Below are 20,041 nucleotides of genomic sequence, written 5' to 3'. Positions count from 1 at the left end.
CGAATAAAGTTGGCGTAACACCTTCACGCGGGCGATCAACAAATGACCAATGCACACAAATCGAATTCGTTTCAATGGGACGACCCGCTGCTGATCGACCAGCAGCTCGACGAAGAGGAGCGCATGGTGCGCGATTCCGCGAACGCATACTGTCAGGAGCGGCTCGCACCGCGCGTGCTGGATGCTTTTCGTCGCGAGGAGACCGATCGGGCGATCTTCCGCGAGCTGGGCGAACTCGGCCTGCTCGGCATCACGATTCCGGACACCTATGGCGGCGCGGGGAGCAACTACGTCAGCTATGGCCTCGTCGCGCGCGAGGTCGAACGTGTGGATTCCGGCTATCGCTCGATGATGAGCGTGCAATCGTCGCTCGTGATGGTGCCGATTCATGCATTCGGTAATGAAGCGATCCGCCAGAAATACCTGCCCAAGCTGGCATCGGGGGAACTGGTCGGCTGCTTCGGGCTCACCGAGCCGAATCACGGTTCCGATCCCGGCGGCATGGCGGCGCGCGCGCGAAAGGTCGACGGCGGCTATCGCCTGACAGGCAGCAAGATGTGGATCACGAACAGCCCGATCGCCGACGTCTTCGTCGTCTGGGCGAAGGACGACGAAGGCGCGATTCGCGGCTTCGTGCTGGAGAAGGGCTGGAAGGGTTTGTCGGCGCCGGCGATTCACGGCAAGGTCGGGCTGCGCGCGTCGATCACCGGCGAGATCGTGATGGACGACGTGTTCTGCCCGGAAGAGAACGCGTTTCCGGAAGTCCGCGGTCTCAAGGGGCCGTTCACCTGCCTGAACAGCGCGCGCTACGGTATCGCGTGGGGCGCGCTCGGCGCTGCCGAGGATTGCTGGCATCGCGCTCGGCAGTACGTGCTCGATCGCAAACAGTTCGGCCGGCCGCTTGCCGCGAATCAACTGATCCAGAAGAAGCTTGCCGACATGCAGACCGAGATCGCGCTCGGTCTGCAAGGTTGCCTGAGGCTCGGCCGGATGAAGGACGAAGGCACGGCGGCCGTCGAGATCACGTCGATCATGAAGCGCAATTCATGCGGCAAGGCGCTCGACATTGCGCGGGTCGCGCGGGACATGCTGGGCGGAAACGGGATCAGCGACGAATTCGGCATCGCACGGCACCTCGTGAATCTTGAAGTCGTGAACACGTATGAGGGTACGCACGACATCCACGCGCTGATCCTCGGCCGGGCGATCACCGGCATTGCCGCATTCTGAGCCGCCATGGAAACGATCGCACAGCAAGGCGCATTGGCCGGCCTCCGCGTACTCGATCTGTCGCGGGTGCTGGCCGGGCCGTGGGCAGGCCAGCTTCTCGCCGATCTCGGCGCCGATGTCGTCAAGGTCGAGCGGCCCCGGACGGGCGACGACACGCGGGCGTGGGGCCCGCCGTGGCTCCTCGACGAAGACGGACAGTCGACGGGCGAATCGGCGTACTACCTGAGCGCCAATCGCAACAAACGCTCGATCGCGGTCGATCTGAGCCGGCCGGACGGTCAGTCGCTGGTTCGGCAACTCGCGCGGCAGGCCGATATCGTGCTCGAGAATTTCAAGGCCGGTGGCCTTGCGCAGTACGGGCTGGATTACGCGACGCTCGGCGCCGAGAACCCGCGCCTGATCTACTGCTCGATTACCGGGTTCGGGCAGACGGGCCCGTATGCGTCACGTGCCGGTTACGACTTCCTGATACAAGGGATGGGCGGCCTGATGAGCGTGACGGGGCGCGCCGACGGCACGGAAGGTGCCGGCCCGGTGAAGGTCGGCGTCGCGCTGACCGACGTGATGACGGGGCTGTATGCGACGGTTGCCGTGCTGGCCGCCGTTGCCCATCGTGAGCGCACGGGGCGCGGACAACACATCGATCTGGCGCTGCTCGACGTGCAGATCGCCGCGCTCGCGAACCAGGCCGCCAATTACCTGGTCGGCGGCATCGTGCCGCGGCGGATGGGAAACGCACATCCGAACATCGTGCCATACCAGGACTTTCCGACGGCCGATGGCCACATGATCATCGCGGTCGGCAATGACAGCCAGTTCACCAGTCTCTGTGCGGTGCTCGGTCAGCCGCAATGGGCGAGCGATGCACGTTTCTCGACGAATCCTTTACGCGTACAGCATCGCGACGAACTGGTCGCGCTGATTGGCGCAGTGACCACGTGCCGGTCGACCGACGAGTGGGTCATCGCGATGGAGGAGGCGGGCGTGCCGTGCGGCCCGATCAATGGGCTCGACCGGGTATTCGCGGACGAACAGGTCAAGGCGCGCGGCATTCGTATCGAGATGCCGCATGCATCGGCCGGCAGCGTGCCGCTCGTGGCGAATCCGATCCGAATGTCCGATTCGCCGGTCCAGTATCTTCGTCCGCCGCCGCGGCTCGGCGAACAGACCGATGAGATCCTGGGCGCATGGCTGGGACTGAGAGAAGAAGAGATCGACGCATTGCACGAGCGAAAAATCATCTGACATCATGATTTCGATATGCGATCCTTCACTGGGCTGGGAGGCAATCTGCGAGGCACGAATGGTTGCCGCGGCTACCGCGAACGCGGACGATGCTTCGGTATGGAGATGGTTTGCGGCGATGCTCGAAGAGCGGCGCATCCGCTGGCGCTTCATGTTCAACGCGTGGGTCGTTCATGTCGACCGGAAGGAAGTCGCGATCGAATCGAGCTTCTATGAGGCGATCCGATCCGCCAAGTATGAATCGGAAGAGCTTGGCCTTGGCGCACTTTAGTATGAGTTGGATTGCCGCCGCGCCGAATATGGGTAGGATCGTGGGCAGGAAGCCATTTGCGATCGCGGGAGTCTTACCTGCCGGCCCTGTCCAAGCGGTGGTTGGAATCGGCTGCCTTCCGCCAGTCATGGCTTTGCGCGCATTCCGGCGGCTTCTGCGGCTCCAAGCGATATGGACGAAGAAGCCAGAAACCGCCCGTCGCGTACGCGGCCGTATCAACGCAATACTCGACGCCGAAATGGTCTTGGGCCATCGCGCCGGCGCGAATCCGGCGCGGTACGTCGATCATCTACAGCTTGTGTTGCCACGCTCGAAGCAGCGTTCGCACGTCAAGCAATCATCCAGCGCTTCCTTGGAAAGAACCGCCAGCGTTCATCCGTGAACTGAAGCAACGGCCCCGGCGGGCTGCGAGCGTTCTGCACTTGCTCATCCTGACATCATGGACTGCGCCTCCTGTCCGTGGTGATCGCTCCATTTCAGGAGCCGACTGCCTGCGGACGTTGCATCGGTCGCCGGTGGCGATTCGACGGGCACAGCCTGGCCGATGGCCGGGGTGTATCGCCCGATGGCGGGCCTTCTTCGACGCCGAGCATCGAGCAAATCCTCCGCGTTTCGATACACGGCGAACGATCCGGCCTATCGCACCGATCGATCCCATCGCCGCGGTCGGTTTTCTTCTCCGTGCTCGCTTCGCATCCCGATCGTTCCGTTCGCATCGCGTCGGCGAAAGCCGACCCGATACAAGAGACTAACCGCCAGGGGACGTCCACCGCACGAGCCGGCAGCAAGCGCGGCACGGCTGTGCGCGGCGCCGCCGTGCGCTTTTTGATTGCAGCACTCCAGCAGACGAGGACATCGTGACTTACACAGGATGCAGGGACGAGATTGCCGGCGGCCTAACCAAGGTGCTGTGGACGGCTTCGCAGCTCGACGACGAAGCCGACTTCGAGGATCTCCTCGAAGCGATCCGCGTGCTTTGGCCCAGGTGGCCCGGGGCGGGGACGGTCGCCGCGTGGCGCTACGTCCGGCGCCAGGCATGGGGCGACGCGCGCCGCGTGCTCGAAGACGACGACACCGAAGCGAAGCGCTCGGGGCTTCATACCGCACTGATGGCGGTGTGTCTGTTCGGCCTCGAAGACCCGCTGTGGCACAGCTATGCGCTCAGCGCGGCCGACCAGCGCGAAAGCATCGAGGGCGCGAAGATCGGCGCGCGTCTGCTCGAGCGTGCCGCCAAGCTCGACGTCGGCGTTCAAGCGCCTGCGTCCACCGACGCACCGGCGAGCACGCACGGCGTGCCGGCCGACAACGGCGGATTCTCCGCGTCGATGACGTGGGTCCGCGCATGAGCATCCGTTTTCACGTTTTCCGCGCGCCGGGCGATTCGCATTTCGATTGCAGCCTTCGCATCGGTGCGCTTGTAGCAGCGACAGCAACCTAGACTGACTTTGCTTCGTAGTACCCACGGTCACGCAAACACTTACCCGACAGGAAGAAAACATCATGAATCTGAACGTTCCGAATATGACCACCTACCCCACCGATCCGGCGAGCTACCTGCAACGGCTGACCAACGGTGCCTCGACGGGCTCGACGCAGGACGTGCTCAAGGATCTCATCGGCCTCATCAGCCAGTTGCTCAAGCAGATGCAGAGCGGGCAGAACGGGCAGGCCGGCGGCATGCCGGGCGGTGCGGGCGGCGCCGGCGGCATGCCCGGTGGCGGCGCGGGCGCAATGCCCGGCGGTATGGGGGCAACGCCCGGTGGTGTGGGAGCGGCGCCCGGCGGCATGGGGGGCGCAGGCGCCATGCCGGGCGGCACCGGGGGGATGACGGTGCAAAACGCGGCGGGCGTGCTGGCCTCGTACATGGGGCAGCATGGCATCAACGCGTCGGACCCGAACACGATGTACAAACTCGCGACGAACGCCGACGGCGGCACGCCGCCCACGGTGCAGCAAGCGGCGCAGACCATGCTCGCGAACCCGAGTGCCTACCAGCAGATCGACACGCACGACGTGGCGGGCACCGACGGCAAGTCCGCGGTCGGCAATTTCCAATGGGCGGCTCAAGGCGGACTCGGCGCGGCGGGCAACGCAACGGGTGGCGCGGGTGGCGCGGCGGCGCAGCCGGGGACGACCGGCGGCTTGCCCGGCACGGGCGGTTTTCCGGCGAACACCAATACGCTGCCGACGACGGGCGCGACGGCAGGCTTCACGCCCGGTACGGGCGACCTCTTGAAGGACGGCAAGCCGCTGCAGATGGCCGATGAAGGCAAGGCGCTGGCCAACTTCAACGCGCAGGATGGCGCCGACTTCCAGGCCATGGAAAGCGCGTTGTCGCACGGCGACGGCAATGCCGCGGCGAAGACGCTCGCCAACGCGGTGAAGTCGGGCAAGCTGAGCCAGTCGGATGCGGCGGCGATCGGCGCACAACTGCAGCAGACGGCGAACGCGCATGGCGGCGGCAAGATCAGCCACGACGCGAGCAAGGCGCTGTCGGATGCGCTGGGCGGCGCGAACGTGCTGACGCCGGGCAAGACGCGCGCCGCGGTCGCCTTCGAGAACATCACCGGCATTCACACGGGTACGATCGCCGGCGTCAGCACGAAGTAACGTCGCCGGCCGTTCCGGCGATCATCCCGATCGGCGACCCGAGCGGCCACCGATCGGGGGCTGCAGGAAGCGACAATCGACGACAATCGGCGGCCGCGCTGCGAAACACCGCAGCGCGGCCGCTTCGTTGTTTACCGGCGCAACCGATGTCAGGATTCAGCCCCCCATCTGCTGACGAAGGGACGCGTTCAGCGGGCTCCATTCGAGCAACGCGACGAAGCCGTCCTGCGCGGCGACCACGACCCAGCGCCGGTACTGATGCACGATCTGCCCGGGCTCGTACGTGTGTGCTTCCTGCCACGCGGTGGCGCGCCGCACGTGGACGGTCGTGCCGAAGAGCGGCGCGATCGATTCGACGTTCCCGCAGGCCCGCACGACGCGCATCACCTCGGCCACGGGCCGCGCGAAATCGATCGTGCGCTCGGCATCGGCAACGCGCGGCCAGTAGCTGCCCGCGCCTTGCGGACGCCGTTCGTTCCAGAGCCGATCGAAGTCGCGGGCCACGCGCGTGGCCAGCCGACGGGCGGCCATCAGCAGCTTCAGCTGCAGCGTCTCGTGCCATTCGTCGGCATCGAGCGGAAAGCATTCGGAATCGATGATGTCCCCGGTATCGAAATCGGCATCGATTCGGTGGCAACTGATGCCCCACTCGCGCCGCCCCTCGAGGATGGCGCGCATGGCCGGGTACGGGCCGCGCCCGTCGGGCAGCGGTGACGGATGAAAGTTCGCCGCATGGCGCAGATAGGGTTGCCACGCCGGAATCTTCCAGTTGTAGCCGGCCACGATCAGCGCCTCGCATTGCCGTTCGGCGAGCCAGCGCAGATCGTCTTCGTCGATGCGTGACAGTTGCACCGGAATGCGCAGCTTGTCCGCGCACTCGACGAGTTCGCTATTGAAGTCGAGCCGGTTGTCGACCGGAATCGAGTAGAGCGCCACGGGCTCCCAGCCGGCGGCCACGAACGCGTCGAAGACGACGCGCCAGCGATCGAAGCCGGCGAACGCGAATCGCATGATCGGTTCTCCCTTTCGCAGTGAAGGTCATGGCGGCATGGACGGCGATGACGGCCACCCCGCTTCACGGTAAGCGCGCACGGTGGAGGACAGCCCGCGCATTCCGAAGTTTCGTCGAGCGCCGCGAACCGGCAAATCAATCGCCGACTGCGTGCCGCGGCGACGGCGTCGCTATTGCGCCTGACGCCGCGCCGCGCGTCAAGACCTCAGCCCGAGGTTTTTCTTGATGGCGTCCTCCGCCGTCTTGGCGGCGGTTGCCGTGAGGCCGGGCTGCCCGATGATGTTGGCGATCTGTTTGAGCCGCTCGCTTTCGGTCAGCGGGGCGGCGCTCCGGCTGGAAGCCGATGTATCGCGCGGCGCCGGCGCTTCTTGCGGTTTTTCGCGCCGCGCGCGGGCAAGCTGCGAAAGCAGCAGCGCCGCTTCGCCCTTCGGAATGCCGCTGTCCGTCAGTAGCGTGTGCGCGGCGATCAGATCCCGATTGCGGCTCGCGCGCGGATGGTTGGCCACGATCGCGAGCGCTTGCCTGGCGCGTTGCGAGCCTGATGCATCGACTGCCATGTCGGCACCCGCGAGCGCCGCAAGCGAGGCTGGATCGAGGCGCCCGATGCTCTGGGTGACCATCGACAGAATGTGCTTGACCACGATGTCGCGCTCGGCATCCTTGTGTACTTTCGCCTTGTCTTCAGCGTGCATGCCCGAGATCAAGCGCTTGCCGAACGACGTCGTGCCGTTGGCATAGCGGCGTGCATCGTCGTAGAGCGACGCATAGATACCCGCCTGCGCCTGCGGGCTGCGCACGTCCGCAGGCAGGCCTTCGTCCTCCGGCCGCGCCTCCATCGCGCGCAGATCGTCGATCTTCGCACGGCTCGTTTGCAGCGCCGCGCGCAGGCGCTCGTCCCGCGTCTGGCCCGTGTAGTCGTGCGGGGCCAATACCGTGTCGACGTAGCGTTGAATCGTGGCGGCCTTCGCATTGCGCAGGTTTTGCCGTCCTTCGACAAACGGCTTCTTCAAATCGAGCGCTTCCTTGACCGCGTTGGTCAGGTGCCCGGATGCCGCGAGCGGCGCCAGCGCGCCGTGCGAGCCGCCTATGAGCAGCCCGCTTGCCGTCAGGCCGATGGCGGACGTGACCGACTGGTAGAGCGCGCCGTTACGTTGTTTGCCCTTGTTCTCCGCGATGCTCATGGCGGTCAATACGTCGCGGGCATGCTGCGTGAGCGGATGCGCGTCGTCTCGCGCAATGCGCGAGAGCTTGCCTTTGTCGTATTGCCATTCTCCGTTACTGCTTTTCGTCAGCAGCAGGTTGTCGACCCGGTTGGGCATCGGCGCGCCCGGCGGGCATTTTTCGGGGTGCTCGAAGCGTTCGACGTCGGCGGCGAGCATCGCCTTGACCTTGTTTTCGTAACGGCTATGAATCGAATGCGCGGCGGCGGCGTTCGAGCCCGAGGCCAGCGCGTTCACGAGGTCGGTGGCGGGCGCCGCGTCGTAGCCGAACTGTCCGTGCGCGGCCGTCGATGCGCCGTTCAGGCCGTCTTTCGCGGGCCGCTTGGCGGCGAAGGCCGTCAACGTCATGCCTTTGCGGTTGACGCCCATCGCGTGCGCGAAATCGGCGAAGCGCCGGCCCTTGCCGCCGGCACCCGGCACGAATGCGCCGATGTCGTCCACCCCGGGCTTCTGCGCCGCGATAGCCGCCGCGGGCCGGGGAGCAGCGGGCGCGGCGGGCGGGCCTTCCGCGCACGGGCGCTTGCCGAGGCTGCCGAGTTCGTCCATGAGCGCGCCGGCACTTGCGCGCCGGGTCGGCGCCGGCGCGGGTTTCGCTCCCGTGGAGGGGCCGGGGTCGCTCGGCGTGCGGGTGAGGGCGGCGGATTCGATCGCATGCGACCGGAACTCGAGCTTGGGTGGGGGCGCCATGATGTTCTCGACCAGGAGACAAGATGGACTGGACTGTGCGGGCCGGTCATGACACTCCCGTGAACCGCGCGAAGCATCGTCCGGATTGGCGAAGCGGGTTCGCGGCGGCATGCCGCCGAGCCGTCTCGCGGGTGTCGCTCATTCGGTTTTCGCGGTGCGGCTTCGCGCGCGCGAACGCTTTCGCATCCGCATTCATTAGATTGGAACGAGGGCCGCCTTCACGCGGTTCGGTGTCGCGCGTTTCATCGAACGCGCGTTTCGTTCACGATCAAGGAGAAAACGAATGAGCTTCATCGGCAATATTGTGAAGAGCGTAGTCGGGGATGTCACCAAGGCTGCCGGGGGTGTCCTCAATGGTGTCGGCAACGCGCTGCACGGCGCGGCGACGTTCGGCAAGGGGCTGCTGAGCGGCAACCCGAAGGAAGCCCTTGCGGGGGCGGGGGCCATTGCGAAGGGCGGGCTCGAGGCGCTCGAGGGCGGCACGGCGCTCGCGGAAAACCTGACGCCGGAGGGCGCCGCTACCGCGCTCGCGCTGGCGGGCGGCAAGGAGGCGGTGCGAACGCTGACCTCAGGCACGGGCGCAGCCTGATGCACGGACGGTGACGAGCATGATGGAGCTTCTTACCGAACTGCCGGCCGATGCGCCGGCCATCGCGCAGGCGATCATCGAGCATATCGAGGCCAACGAGCTGGACGAGGCCGAGGCGCTGCTGGCGCGCATGCACGATGTCTACCCCGAAACGCGCGAGGTGCACGTGTTCGCCGTGACGATCGCGTTGGTGCGCGGGCGTCCGCACGAAGCGTGGCAGATCGTGAACGGATTGCCCGACGATCGCGCGCCCGAACTGAAGGCAATCTGTCTGAAAGTCCTCGATGATCCGTCGTGGCATGGCTATGCGACGGCGCACGAGGACAGTAGCGATCCCTACGTGCGCCTTGCCATGCGGCGCCTGCTCGAAAGAGACTGATGGCCGCTGCCGGGGCCTTCGGCCCCGCTCGGCGAATCCCATCGCGTCGTTTCCCTCGAATCCGTGTCGTCCATGTATTGCCGATGAGCGGCGTTGTCGCGCGGCGGGAAATGCCGGGCAAAAAAAGCCCGCCCGGACATCGGGCGGGATCGTGCGCGCTTCAAACGCCCCGGGGGGGCGGACGCGTTCGCGTTCACAGACCTTGCGCGAGGAATTGCTCGGCGTACTTGTTGCGGTTTTCCATTTGCGGATCGGTCGCCTGTTCGTAGTCCTTGTCCCAGACCAGTGCCGCTTGGTCCGCCGTCGTCGTCTGCTTGATGTCCGTGATCGTCTTGCTGTACGTCGTGTCGAGTTCCTGATTCATGAAGCCGATGTTGGCTTCGAGGCTGCCCGGGTCGAGTCCGTGCTCCTTCGCATAGTTGATTTCGCCTTGTTTGCGCGTGCCGCCCCATTGAGCAAGACCCCAACCGTTGGCGTTGTCGTCCGCGAAGTTGCCGGAGGGCGCGCCTGTCGCTCCGCCTTGATTGACGTTGCCTTTCAGCCCGCTTTCCTGCTGCAGGTTGCCGAGCACGCCGGCGACCTGCGCGTCGGTCAGGCCGTAGCGCGATTTGAGGTCCTGTGCGATGGCGTGCGCGGCGTCGCCGCCCGATACATTGGGCAGCGTGTTGCCGCCGCCGTGGCCGCCGCCACCGCTTCCACCGCCGCCTATTCCCGGCGACGCGCCGCCACCGCCCTGGCCGCCACCGCCGCCGCTCACGCCAGCGGGTGCGGCGCCGCCACCGCCGGCATAGGCGGGCGGCGCGGAGTACGAAGGCGTACCGCCGCCGACGCCGCCCACACCACCCGCATCGCCTGAATTCTGGCTGGAGGGATCGAGAATCTGCTTGATTTCTTCGATGAGCAACTCGAGCAGTTGTGCGAGCTGCGATTCGTTCGTGCCGCCGCTGCCGCCGACATCGTCGATGCCGTTCAGATAACCGGCGTTATAGCCTTGCACTGCCGTGGTAGACATGATTTTCTCCGCGTGAGAATGACGTTGTTCATCAGCTGCCGATGGAGGGCCGATAGCGGCCGCCTGCGAAACCTAATTTATTGCCCGGCGCTTACAGCGCGTTGACGGATGCGAAGCCGTCGCCGGATTGCCGAACCGCCGAACCGGGTGGCGGCCGCGATGCCGATGCAAGCGGCTTGCGGCAGGCGAGCCGCCGCGCCACCGATGCGGCCACCTGCACGAACCTTCGTCGTTTCGCTAGCTTGGCGCGGCCCGTGTGTTCAGGCGGTCGTGCGATGCATCACGCCGAGTTCCACCGCGTTGTCGGCGTCGACCGTTCGCCGCTCGTTCGACCGGTTCGACGGGCTCGACGTGCTCGCGGCAAACGGCAGGCATCCCGCGATGATGAGCAGTGCACCCAACGCGTTCTCCGTGAAGTTCTTATCGCCGGCGGACCAATCGCTTCTCCCCCCCACGGCGTGATTGACCACGGCGGTGGCCGCATAAAGGGAGAGGAACAGGCTGAGACGCGCGATTCCCGCGCCGGCCGCCTTGTCCCCGAGCTGCCTGGCCGTGCTGGTTTCGGAGGTGTCGATCTTGCCCCAGCTCAGGCGCAGCGACTTCAGTTCATCGAGCGCCTTGCCCGTGAAGCCGTGCGTCGAGATTTCCGAGGCCACGCGTCCCCCGATCGCATCCAGCCCCTCGCCGGCGGCATTCGCTGCCGAATAGCCGAACAGGCCTTTGATCGCTGCGTTGGTCTTCGTGTGGTGAATGAGGCTGTCGACGTAGGACGTGGCCGACCATTGCGAGCTGGCCTGCGCGGTGTTCACGGCGAGCTGGTTTCCGAAATACGGAACGCCGTTGAGCGCCTGACCTCTGACGGGGTGCTCGTAGCCGGCGTCGTGATTGCCTTCGAGCGGGCGGAACACGTTGATCACGTCGCGCGCCAGGTATGCGTACGATTTGATCGCGCTAGGCAGCATGCCGGCGAGCTGCCCAAGATGCCCGTTGCCTTCGTCGTTCTTGCCGGCATGGGCGGCGAGGCCCACCGTCGTGATCAGCGCGATGAGCTGCGCACCGTGGCCCGCGTAGGTTTTCGTGTCCGCGGCGCCGGTGTGATACTTGTGCAACATCGCGACCAGGTTGCCCATCGCCGCCGCCGTGAACAGCGAGGCCGTGATGACGCCGCGTGTTTCGGGCCCGGCGCCGGTCTTGTCGAGGACGGCTTCGGTCGCCATCGAGCACAACTCCCGGAACAGCGTGGCGCCGCCGGTTGCGACGAATTCATGACTGAACGCGTTGACGAGGTTGGCCGTCCACCCTTTGAGCGGTTGCGCGGCGCCGTAGGGGTTCCGAGTCAGCATGTCGCCGACGTTCGAGATGAACGACCGGATTTGTCCCGGCCGGGACAGCGCGGCCGACAGGTGGTCGCTGATCGCGGCGGCCGATGCCGGACGTGTGTCTTCGGGTTCCGCGACCGCCGAGATATCCTCGGCCACCGATGTCCCGGCGGCCAGCGTGCGGGTTTCCAGTGCTATCCGGGACGACGAGCTCGGAACGGTTGCTTCGGGCCGGATTTCGGCATCCTGAATGTCGATGTCGTGCGCGACGCGGTGAGGCGCCGCGAAGCTGGCCGGATTCGGGGAGAGCGGGCTTCGGGGCGTCGTGTCGTGTCCGTCGGGTTTATGTTGATCGAAGACGGGGCTGGACGGAGCGGATGAGGAAGCGTTCGATGCGGCGCGGTGGAGCAACGCCGGGTTCGCCCCCTTGTCGAGCGGCAGCGGGCTGCCCGAACGGGACGTCTCGGGCATTTTGCCGGCAGCGCTCGTCCTTGCCTCGTCCACGAGCGCGGGCGGCTCTTTCGGGAGCGGCACCGGGCTGGCCGAACGGGACGTCGCGGGTTTCGATTCGGCCTCGCTCGTCGTCGCGGCTGTCAGCCCCGTGGCGTCCTTCTCGTGCGGCAGCGGGCTGCCCGAACGCAACGTGGCCGGTTGCTTGCCGGCAGCTTTCGTTTCCACCAGCTCCTGATGTTGACCGGGCGCCGCACTGTCGTGCTCCGATGCAGGCGTGTGTGGCTGCGGTTCGTCGTGTACGGGCAATTCTTCGCTCGACTGCCCGCCCCCCGACAAGTCGAGCACCGGCACCGTCTCGTCTCCCAGGGCTGCACGTTGAGCGCTCAGCTTGCCCGAACCGGGCAGCGACCGTGAGCCGCTACCTTCGCGACCGATCGCGGCGCCTGACGACGATGACGCGCGCGGAGGCAGCGATTTGCGCCTGACCGGCAACGGTGCCGGTAGCGCCGGCGAAGGGGGCTGCGCCGTCCCGGCCGGTTGCGATGTCGTCGAAAGCGGGCCCGCCGGCGCCGGTGCATCGGTGCCGGTGTGCGCCGGAAAGGCCGGCGCATTGCTCAGCGCGCCGAGCAATGCGCCGCCGGAGGGGCGCGGGCCGGTCATCGATGCGCTTCGTTGGCGCGGGGCAGGCGCGGGCTGCGTGTCGTTGCGCGGGAGGTCGAGCGATGATGACCGTACTTGCGTGCTGTTGCTGATCGTCATGACGTTTCCTTTCGGTTGATTTCGATCGTTCGACGTCGCCTCGCGACAAAGGCCTCGATGGACTTGCGCGCTGCCTCATCGCGTCCAGGCGGTCGACGTGCCTTCGCCCGTCGATTCCGTCTTCGCGCTTTGCGAACGTGGGTTCTCGTGTTGGAAAGGTAAAACGACATGACGGTGGCAGCCTGCCGATTCCGAAGTGGCGTGCAAAAACACGCACGTCGATGCCGGCGCCGGTGCGACGACCGCGGATCTCTTTGCGCACTTCATCGCATGTGTCGCATGCGTGCTTCGCAATTTCGCTCGCCGCGTCGCGTCGCGTGCGTTGCGCAATGCCGTCGAGCATAAGCTTGCGCTTGCATTCCTCGATATCGCTCCGCGTGAGTGGGATGCGGGGACCGTGCCGCGCCGACATCGAGCGATGTTGCAGGCGACGGAAATCGTCATGTCACTCAAGGAGTTCGCCATGAACAACTTAGGAATTCGGCCGGGGCTCGTCCAGTCCACTGTCGCGAAGTTCGAGAATGGGACGAAGAACGGTGCGGCCGACGGCGCACAAAAGCAATCGCCCGCGCGCAGCAAAGGCCAACTGGACGGGCTGTCCAGCTTCAAGGGGGCCGACGGCGCGCCGCCGCCTCCGCCTGCGCCGCCGCGCAACTTCGCCAGCCTGCCGGGGCGCGCGGGGAACGTCGGTGCACAGGTGCTGAGTTCGGCGCTTCATGCCGGAAGTCAGTTCATGCCGCCGGGCATCGCGTCCACCGCAATGCATGCGGCGGGTGACATCGTGCGTCCATCGGCCCTCGGCGCAGGGGACCCCGTGACGCAAATGGCTGCGATGCAAAACGACTTCATGAAGCAGCAAAACGAGATGACGCGGCTCAACAACGCGAACACGATGGCGGCCGCGGTCAACCAGCAGTCGCAGGAGCTCACGTCGGCACTGGCGTCGGTGGGTAACAAGGGCGCCAGCAACATTTCGAACGCCGCGAAGGGGCAGTAACGGCGACGGCGGGCCGCGGCGTTGTCGCGCGCGGCTCGCGAACGCCGCGGTTCGTCCACGCGTCCTGCCTGCCTCGTTCCTGCTTCGTCCCCGCGCTTCGCGCTTGCCTTGGCGCTCGCCATACGGGACGACTTCCTCATGCAACGTCGCTTTCCCTGTTGATGACGTTCGCGGGCAGCCGGGTCTCCCGGCTGCTCCTGCTCATCCTACTGCCCGTCATCCGCCAGCTTCATGCGCTCGACGATGCGTTCCACCGAACGCGCGTAGCGATCGCGCTCGGCAGGTGTCTCCGAATGGTACGCACCGATCGCCGCCCAGGTGTTCCCGTACTTGACCATCATCTTGTGCAGGTGCCACGCGGCCACGTAGACGCTCGAGCAGGGGTTCATGAGGTCGTCCGCCGAGACGCCGTAGCGCGACAGCAGCGGAAGGTGAATCGAGTTGATCTGCATCATGCCGTAATCGGTCGAACCGTTCCGGTTGCGATGGCGCGCGTTCGCGTTGCCATGCGATTCCTGCCACGCGATCGCGCGCAGCACGACGGGGCTCACATGTTGATAGGCCGCGGCCGCCGCAAAGCAGTCGAGGGTCTGCGCGCGCACTTCGGCGGGCCGCGCGGACAGAACGGCAAGCGCCAGCACGAGCGCCGGCCTGGGTATGAATAGTCGCATCATGGATCATCCGGTATCCGGTAAGAGCAGCGGTGCGGGAATCGCTTCGCACCGACATGCGAATGAAAACGCCGTCCGACCCACGCGTGTGCGTTTCGTCGGACGGCGTTGGCGGAAAAAAGCCGCGGGCCGGCCGTGTTACCGATCGGGAGTGCAGGCGCTTTGGCCCCGCACACCGCTGCCCTCAGCGGCCCATCGTCTCCGAGGGCGCTTCCTGGAACACGCGCCGGTAGCCGTTGACCAGCGTCGAACGATGGCGCACGCCCCACTTGTTCGCGACGTCGAGCACGCGCGTGGCCGGTGCGCCGTCGTCGAGCAGATCGTCGCGAATGCGCTCCATCCGCTGGCGCCGGATCAGCTCGCTCGGCGACAGCCCGAGGTGGTTCTTGAACGCGGCCTGCATCGCGCGCTCGGTCACGCCCACATGCGACGCCACTTCGCGCACCGAAAGATCCTTTTGGTCGAGGTTGTCCATCAGGTAGCGATAGGCGCGGCGGTATTTCGCCGGCAGGCGGGCGCTCACGTCGTCGGAGCGCTGTGCCGCGCGCGATGCCTGCATGTGATCGGCCGCGGCGGGCATCGACATGCTGTCCGCGCGCACGTGCTGAATCGAGGCGAGCGCGTAGCGGCCGTAGAACTGCGCGAATTCCTGCGTGCGCATCTGCTGCTGCATGATCTTCGCGCGGCAGTAGAGGTAGTCGAGGTACCAGCGCGCATGCTGGCTGCCTTGCGAATTCGCCGCGCCGGACGCATCGAGCATCGCTTCGGCCAACGGCGTCGCGTGGCCGGCGATCGCGGCCAGCGTGATTTCGAGGCACAGGCTGCGGTGATAATCGTTGAGGCCGGCCTGGCGGCTCCAGCTCACGTATTGCTTGAGCGTTTCGCCCGCGCTCGTCCGGCCGTCGGCCAGCGACACGAGCCGGTTCAGGTGCGAGAGTCGTTCGGCCAACAGCGGCAGCACGGTCCCGGCGGGCTGCGTGCCGGGTACCGGCGCCTCGCCCGGCTCGAACTCCGCGATGGCCGAGCGCCAGTAGATGTGGTCGGCGAGTCGCTCGGCGCCGTGCAGTTCGTGCTGCGCGAAGAGGTCCCGCCGCAACGCCTCCACGAGGTAGCGCCAGCGGCGATCGTCATGCGTTGCCGCCAGCGCGGCCAGTTCGCCGAGGCGATGGCACGCCGCCTGGATCAAGCCCAGATGAAACGAAACGAGTGTCGCACCGACGAGGCTGTCGAGACGTTGGCGTGGCGTGGCCGCCTTTTCCTCGCCGACGCGCTTGAAGCAACTGAGCGCGACGTTGAACTGGTTGCGGAACAACGCTTGCCAGCCGGTATTGCGGCACGACGCGATACGCAGATCGTCGCGATGCGCGCGAATGGCTTTTTGCGCGCGGCGATACGTTTCCTCCGCTTCTTCATGGCGGCCGAGCATCAGCTCGAGGTCGGCGCAGACTTGCAGCTGTGCGTAGCCGGGCTGGGCTTGCGCCGTGTCGGTATCGGCGTGGCGTGCGGCGTGGCGGACAGCGTCGAGAAACTGGCCCTGGAGCATTTTCGAGGCGACGTCCGCAGGGGTGTCGTCGAAAGCGAGGGCCGAGGCGGCGGCGAAGTAGATCGTTGAGAACATGTCGTGCTCCTGACTCGATGAGCGATGCGTTAAGCGGCGTGAAACGATTCGTGAAGCCGTGAGCGCATGTTTTCATCGCGGGCCGATTTAAGCGCGTGTTTGTGATGGTTTGTTACCTTCGGTTCGGCATCGGCGGTGGCCGGAGAGGGCGGCGCCGCGGCGGACTTTCACGCACGAGCGGCAGGCCTGCGTCGCGATTGTTTGGTGATTTGTTACGTTTGTTGCCGCGGTGCGGTAGTTGGCGCGGTGCACGGCGACGGCACGCGGGACGTGTTCGGTCTATGGATCCGGCGGACCGAAGGCGCGCGTTCTGGCTGCGCGCGGTCGACGACGTGAAACTGCGCGGCGTGCAGGACATCCCGATCGCGGTGGTCGACGGCCTGAAGGGCTTCCCGGAAACGACGGTCGAGACCGCTTCCCGGCGGATGAGGCAGCGCTCGAACGGATCTGGATGGCGCTGCGCAACGTCCTGACCAGGTGAACCGGTTCCCGGCACGATTGGAAGCGCGCCATGAATCGGTTCGCGCTTGTTTATCCAGAACGATTAAACATTGGAGTTTGAATCTCAATCCGCGTCACACGCGGAATTCCGGATACCTCGCGCACGGCACCCAATTGGCGACTCGCCCGCGAACGGCGCCATAGCACATCATTGTATCTGGCATATTTCCACGGGCGGCCATTCCGTGATTCGCGTCAAAACGTCCAAAAAATACGTGGCAACGGCCGCAGCGCCTTGCTGGGCGGGGATTGTGCCGCGAGGACGACGCGTTCGCGCCAGTGCCTGTATCATCCATGCCGGCCGAGAAAGAACGATTTTCCGAGAGTATTTTTTTACTTAAAGGCGCGGTGTGCTTTGCCGTAAACACCCATTGATATGTAGTGATATCCTTACGCGTCGTTACTGTTTTCTTACACAATTTCTTTCGAATTCCTGACGCCTTTCGGTACTGCTTTTAGGGCGGCTATTGGCATGGTTCAAGCAGATTGAAAAGAACGTGGCAACAAAAAAAATAGAGCTTCCGGCGCATCCGAGGTGCGTGAGCGACAAGAGGTGGAGCCGGGCGAGGGCGAATGTCTGGATAGCGGCGATACCGCCGGCAATTCGGGCGCTGCTGGGCGGCGTCTGGTTCGCCTGCACGGTCGCGCACGCTTCCGATCAGCAAGTCATCGTCGACGGCGGGCAGCGCCTGGGCGGCGTCGTGCGCACGGGCGGCCATGACGTTCCGTTGCTGCGCGCGCTCGAACAGATCATGCCGACGAGTTACAGCATCAATGTGCCGAACGCGGGCGCATGGGCCGACGCGCCCGTGAGCTGGCGCGCCGGCTCGTCGGTCGTGCACGCGCTCGGCGAGGTGCTGTCGGTCGATCCTGCGCTGCAGGCGCGCATCGATACGGATATGCGCTTGCTCTCGGTGACTGCGCACGCGCGGCGCGCAAACGTTGACGCGCCGCAGCCTTTCCCGGCGGCGGCCGGCGCGGCGTCGCGCATGAACGGTGCCGCCACGAATGCGTCTACCACCTTGCCCACGGGCGCGACGGCGATGGCTCCCGCGGCGGGGCCTGCCATTGGACAGGCGCAGACCGTGGCGCAGGCGCGCGTTTCGACGTCGATGCCCGCAACACCGGTATCGGCTCGCACACACGCGGCAGCATTGGCGGTCCCGCTCGTGCCGGCACCGGCACCGGCACCGGCACCGGCACCCGCACCCGCACCCGCACCCGCACCCGCACCCGCTCTGGTGATGTCGCCCGCACCGGCAGCCGGGCCGGCCATGCCGGCATCGGCACCGGCACGTGTTTCAGCACCGCCGCGAGCGCAGGTACCCACGCCGGCAAAGCGTGACGCCATTGAGCCCCCGCTGCTCGCCGCTACGCAATGGGCGTCCGGCCCGGGCTCGCCGGCGCCGTCGTCGGCGCCCACCGCCACGCCGGCGTTCGCACCCGCGGCGCCGCCCGAGCGCACGGAGTGGCAGATGCGCCTGTCGGACGGCTCCGTGCGCAACGCGCTCGCGCGCTGGGCGAGCGAAGCCGGCTGGCAATTCATTTGGGACGTGCCGACCGATTTTCAGGTCGACGCGACGGCCACGATACACGGCACGCTCGCCGAAGCGCTGCGTCAGGTGACCAATGCGCTCGCCGGCTCGCAGGTGCCGATCCAGGTGGTCTTGTACCAGCGCAACCGCGTCATGCGCGTCGTTCCCAAAGGAGCAAGTTGATGAGCGTCCTCCGTCGTCCTTTCGTCATCCTTGCCGCATGCCTGTCGCTGCTCGCGGGGTGCACCGGTCTCCTGGACAAGATCGAGCGCAGCTCGCAGGTCGATACCGCGCGTGCGGGGCAATTGCTCGGCAAGCTCTCGAACGGCGACAACCGCGCGGTGCCGGGCAGTGACGACGTCATCGTCAAGGACGAACTCTGGCTTTCGGGCAAGACGATCAAGCTCGCGACGAAATCGACGCTGCCGAAGCTCTTCGACGAGCCGGCGAGCTTCGACGGCACGGTCGATTCGCTGCGCATGTTCGCCGATCGCATTTCGCGCCTCGCGCACCTGCCGGCCAAGGTCGCGCCGGGCACGAGCGAAGCGGCCGCGCGCGCGACGCAGACCGCGGTCGATACGGGGGGCGCGGGCGCCTATCCCGGCGTGCCGCCGCTGCCCCCCGGCCTGCTGCAGGGGCCTGCACCGAGCACGAGCGCCGCGACGGTGGTCGCGCGCGTGCCGAGCGTATCCTCGCCCGTGCGCATCGCGTATTCCGGCGGCACGCTGCGCGGGCTGCTCGACACGGCATCGGCTCGCTTCGGCGTCTACTGGAAGTACGAGGACGGCGCGATCGTCTTCTTCTACACGGCCACGCGCGTCTATCAGGTCGTCGCCATTCCGGGCGACTCGAAGCTGGATACGAACGTCGTGAGCGGGGCGAGCAACAGCGGCGGCGCGTCGAGCAACAGCGCGGGGGCGGGCGGATCGGGCGCCGGCGGCGCGGGCATCGGCGGCGGAGGCGGTGGCGGTGGCGGGACGTCCGGTTCGCCCTCCGTGTCGTCGGACAACACCGCGAATATCACGATGAACGCGCAGCTTTCGGTGTACAACGGCTTGCAGACGGCGATCAAGGCGATGCTCTCCCCGGTAGGCTCGGTCATCACCTCGCCCGCCACGGGCTCGATCTCGGTCACCGATACGCCCGACGTGCTCGAGCGCGTGGGCGAGTTCATGGAGCAGCAAAACCGCGTGCTCGCGCGGCAGGTGCTCGTCAACGTGACGGTGCTCTCGGTTACGCTTTCCGCGCAGGACAGCTACGGCATCAACTGGCACGCGGTCTATCAGGCGCTCGGCACGCAGTTCGGTATCACCACCGCGTTCACGAGCATGATCCAGAACCCGAGCGAGCTCTCGGCCACGGTGATCACACCGTCGAGCCGCGCCTCGAGCACGACGGCCATCATCGATGCGCTTTCGACCCAGGGCACGGTGCACCGCAAGACCTCGGCGTCGATCACGACGCTCAACGATCAGCCCGTTCCGGTGCAGGTGGCCGAGCAGCAAGGCTATCTCGCGCAGATCTCGACGACCAACACCGTCAACGTCGGCAGCCAGACGTCGCTCACGCCGGGCACGATCACGACCGGCTTCAACCTCACGGTGCTGCCGCACATCCTCGACGACGGCACGATCATGATGCAGTTCTACAGCAACATTTCGTCGCTCGTGAACCTTGCCCCGTTCGGCCCGGCGAACCAGCAGATCCAGTTGCCGACCGTCGATACGCGCAACTTCCTGCAGCGCATCGCGGTGAAGTCGGGGCAGACGCTCGTCATCAGCGGCTACGAGGGCATCACCGATCTGGATAACCGGCAAGGCGTCGGCCATCCGTCGAACTACGCGATGGGCGGATTCAACGCGTCCGGCACGCGCGAGGTGATCGTCATCCTGCTGTCGCCGATCGCGATCAACGGCGCTTGACGCGCGCTCGG

17 protein-coding genes and 1 pseudogene are annotated in these 20,041 nt (G+C 66.2%); 11 read left to right on the top strand and 7 right to left on the bottom strand.

Features of this window, described 5'->3' with window-relative positions:
- The first annotated feature begins 42 nt into the window (after positions 1-42).
- The 3 genes from HWX76_RS01495 to HWX76_RS01485 are packed head-to-tail and all read left to right on the top strand — an operon-like array spanning position 43 to position 2,746.
- Positions 43-1,230, top strand: a complete 1,188-nt coding sequence (locus HWX76_RS01495) for an acyl-CoA dehydrogenase (RefSeq protein WP_050011184.1) — start codon at positions 43-45, stop codon at positions 1,228-1,230.
- A 6-nt stretch (positions 1,231-1,236) separates the two neighbouring features.
- A complete protein-coding gene (locus HWX76_RS01490) occupies positions 1,237-2,475 on the top strand; it encodes a CaiB/BaiF CoA-transferase family protein (protein ID WP_124638687.1) in 1,239 nt (412 codons plus the stop codon).
- A 58-nt stretch (positions 2,476-2,533) separates the two neighbouring features.
- Entirely contained in the window at positions 2,534-2,746 is a 213-nt protein-coding gene (locus HWX76_RS01485; protein ID WP_234745145.1) for a hypothetical protein, read from the top strand.
- A 73-nt stretch (positions 2,747-2,819) separates the two neighbouring features.
- Here HWX76_RS01485 and HWX76_RS01480 read toward each other — a convergent pair whose 3' ends face one another.
- Positions 2,820-3,035: a hypothetical protein gene (locus HWX76_RS01480; RefSeq protein ID WP_060733617.1), complete on the bottom strand. Its 216-nt coding sequence runs from the start codon at positions 3,033-3,035 to the stop codon at positions 2,820-2,822.
- Between the two features lie 568 nt (positions 3,036-3,603).
- On the opposite strand from HWX76_RS01480, the gene HWX76_RS01475 reads away from it, so the two are divergent.
- Together HWX76_RS01475 and HWX76_RS01470 are read left to right on the top strand one after the other, a co-directional pair.
- On the top strand, positions 3,604-4,092 hold the full coding sequence (locus HWX76_RS01475; RefSeq protein ID WP_050011181.1) for an HrpB1 family type III secretion system apparatus protein: 489 nt from the start codon (positions 3,604-3,606) through the stop codon (positions 4,090-4,092).
- A 154-nt stretch (positions 4,093-4,246) separates the two neighbouring features.
- Positions 4,247-5,356, top strand: a complete 1,110-nt coding sequence (locus HWX76_RS01470) for a hypothetical protein (protein ID WP_176015403.1) — start codon at positions 4,247-4,249, stop codon at positions 5,354-5,356.
- Between the two features lie 156 nt (positions 5,357-5,512).
- Here HWX76_RS01470 and HWX76_RS01465 read toward each other — a convergent pair whose 3' ends face one another.
- Positions 5,513-6,367, bottom strand: coding sequence for a formyltransferase family protein (locus HWX76_RS01465; protein WP_176015402.1), 855 nt, complete (start codon positions 6,365-6,367; stop codon positions 5,513-5,515).
- A gap of 198 nt (positions 6,368-6,565) precedes the next feature.
- Positions 6,566-8,275 (bottom strand): hypothetical protein, encoded by a 1,710-nt coding sequence (locus HWX76_RS01460; protein ID WP_176015401.1) that lies wholly within the window; start codon positions 8,273-8,275, stop codon positions 6,566-6,568.
- 283 nt (positions 8,276-8,558) lie between these two features.
- Here HWX76_RS01460 and HWX76_RS01455 point away from each other — a divergent pair, with 283 nt between their 5' ends.
- A complete protein-coding gene (locus HWX76_RS01455) occupies positions 8,559-8,864 on the top strand; it encodes a hypothetical protein (protein WP_050011177.1) in 306 nt (101 codons plus the stop codon).
- Between the two features lie 19 nt (positions 8,865-8,883).
- A complete protein-coding gene (locus tag HWX76_RS01450) occupies positions 8,884-9,243 on the top strand; it encodes an HrpB1 family type III secretion system apparatus protein (RefSeq protein ID WP_050011176.1) in 360 nt (119 codons plus the stop codon).
- A gap of 193 nt (positions 9,244-9,436) precedes the next feature.
- Here HWX76_RS01450 and HWX76_RS01445 read toward each other — a convergent pair whose 3' ends face one another.
- Together HWX76_RS01445 and HWX76_RS01440 are read right to left on the bottom strand one after the other, a co-directional pair.
- Complete coding sequence (locus HWX76_RS01445; RefSeq protein ID WP_050011175.1) at positions 9,437-10,255, bottom strand: phage tail tip lysozyme; 819 nt, start codon at positions 10,253-10,255, stop codon at positions 9,437-9,439.
- 260 nt (positions 10,256-10,515) lie between these two features.
- Positions 10,516-12,786 (bottom strand): hypothetical protein, encoded by a 2,271-nt coding sequence (locus HWX76_RS01440; RefSeq protein WP_244137931.1) that lies wholly within the window; start codon positions 12,784-12,786, stop codon positions 10,516-10,518.
- A gap of 196 nt (positions 12,787-12,982) precedes the next feature.
- Between HWX76_RS01440 and HWX76_RS01435 the strand changes: the two genes are divergently transcribed.
- Positions 12,983-13,783 carry a hypothetical protein gene (locus tag HWX76_RS01435; protein WP_235356130.1) on the top strand — a complete coding sequence of 267 codons (801 nt, stop codon included), beginning with the start codon at positions 12,983-12,985 and terminating at the stop codon, positions 13,781-13,783.
- Between the two features lie 206 nt (positions 13,784-13,989).
- On the opposite strand, the gene HWX76_RS01430 is transcribed toward HWX76_RS01435, so the two are convergent.
- A complete protein-coding gene (locus HWX76_RS01430) occupies positions 13,990-14,457 on the bottom strand; it encodes a lytic transglycosylase domain-containing protein (RefSeq protein WP_050011174.1) in 468 nt (155 codons plus the stop codon).
- Positions 14,458-14,638: 181 nt separating this feature from the next.
- Positions 14,639-16,072: a helix-turn-helix transcriptional regulator gene (locus tag HWX76_RS01425; RefSeq protein WP_050011173.1), complete on the bottom strand. Its 1,434-nt coding sequence runs from the start codon at positions 16,070-16,072 to the stop codon at positions 14,639-14,641.
- 243 nt (positions 16,073-16,315) lie between these two features.
- Between HWX76_RS01425 and HWX76_RS01420 the strand changes: the two are divergent.
- The 3 genes and pseudogenes from HWX76_RS01420 to HWX76_RS01410 all read left to right on the top strand — a co-directional run.
- Positions 16,316-16,634: pseudogene (locus tag HWX76_RS01420) on the top strand (transposase); the annotation flags it as partial.
- A 406-nt stretch (positions 16,635-17,040) separates the two neighbouring features.
- Positions 17,041-18,291 carry a toxin co-regulated pilus biosynthesis Q family protein gene (locus tag HWX76_RS01415; protein ID WP_244137930.1) on the top strand — a complete coding sequence of 417 codons (1,251 nt, stop codon included), beginning with the start codon at positions 17,041-17,043 and terminating at the stop codon, positions 18,289-18,291.
- A complete protein-coding gene (locus tag HWX76_RS01410) occupies positions 18,291-20,030 on the top strand; it encodes a PilN family type IVB pilus formation outer membrane protein (RefSeq protein WP_176015400.1) in 1,740 nt (579 codons plus the stop codon). The genes HWX76_RS01415 and HWX76_RS01410 overlap by 1 nt, the downstream gene beginning before the upstream one ends.
- The last annotated feature ends 11 nt before the right edge of the window (positions 20,031-20,041 follow it).

The sequence above is a fragment of the Burkholderia sp. BCC0398 genome (assembly GCF_902833245.1).
In the GTDB taxonomy this organism is placed as follows: Bacteria; Pseudomonadota; Gammaproteobacteria; order Burkholderiales; family Burkholderiaceae; genus Burkholderia; species Burkholderia sola.
This window is presented reverse-complemented; position numbering and strand designations above follow the sequence as displayed.